Raw genomic sequence first — 770 nt, 5'->3', positions numbered from 1 at the left:
TTGAATGGGTTCATGTGCAGCTCCATCAGCAAAAGGGGATGATAAGTTTATCACCACCGACTATTTGCAACAGTGCCCCCGAACGGACGTTAGATTTCGAGTTCTAGGCGTTCTGCGATGAAGGTTGGATCCCAGCCGGGATTGAAAGTGTCGACGTGGGTGAATCCGAGCCGCTCGTATAGGCCACGCAGGTTCGGGTGGCAGTCGAGCCGCAGCTTGGCGCACCCCTGCGTTCGCGCGGCATGGCGGCAAGCCTCGATCAGCGCGGAGCTGACACCCCGGCCCGCATGTGTCCGTCGCACCGCGAGCTTGTGCAGATATGCGGCCTCCCCCTTGAGGGCGTCGGGCCAGAACTCGGGATCCTCGGCCGACAAGGTGCAACAGCCGACGATGCCGTCGCTGCAACTCGCGACTAGGAGCTCGGATCTCAGGACGAAGGTCTCCGCGAATGTCCGGTCGATCCGCGCGACGTCCCAGGCGGGCGTTCCCTTGGCGGACATCCACGCCGCAGCGTCGTGCATCAGCCGCACAACCTCGTCGATATCACCCGAGCAGGCGACCCGAACGTTCGGAGGCTCCTCGCTGTCCATTCGCTCCCCTGGCGCGGTATGAACCGCCGCCTCATAGTGCAGTTTGATCCTGACGAGCCCAGCATGTCTGCGCCCACCTTCGCGGAACCTGACCAGGGTCCGCTAGCGGGCGGCCGGAAGGTGAATGCTAGGCATGATCTAACCCTCGGTCTCTGGCGTCGCGACTGCGAAATTTCGCGA

Annotated in this window: 1 protein-coding gene; it reads right to left on the bottom strand. The window is 62.7% G+C overall.

Going from position 1 to position 770, the window contains the following annotated elements:
• Positions 1 to 89: 89 nt before the first annotated feature.
• On the bottom strand, positions 90 to 590 hold the full coding sequence (locus CHU32_RS27905) for a GNAT family N-acetyltransferase (RefSeq protein WP_000376623.1): 501 nt from the start codon (positions 588 to 590) through the stop codon (positions 90 to 92).
• Between the last annotated feature and the right edge of the window lie 180 nt (positions 591 to 770).

This window comes from Superficieibacter electus (assembly GCF_002915575.1).
Taxonomy (GTDB): Bacteria; Pseudomonadota; Gammaproteobacteria; order Enterobacterales; family Enterobacteriaceae; genus Superficieibacter; species Superficieibacter electus.
This window is presented reverse-complemented; position numbering and strand designations above follow the sequence as displayed.

Coding starts and splice junctions, on each gene's coding strand:
- CHU32_RS27905 (WP_000376623.1), bottom strand. CDS start 590: ATGGACAGCGAGGAGCCTCCGAACGTTCGGGTCGCCTGCTCGGGTGAT.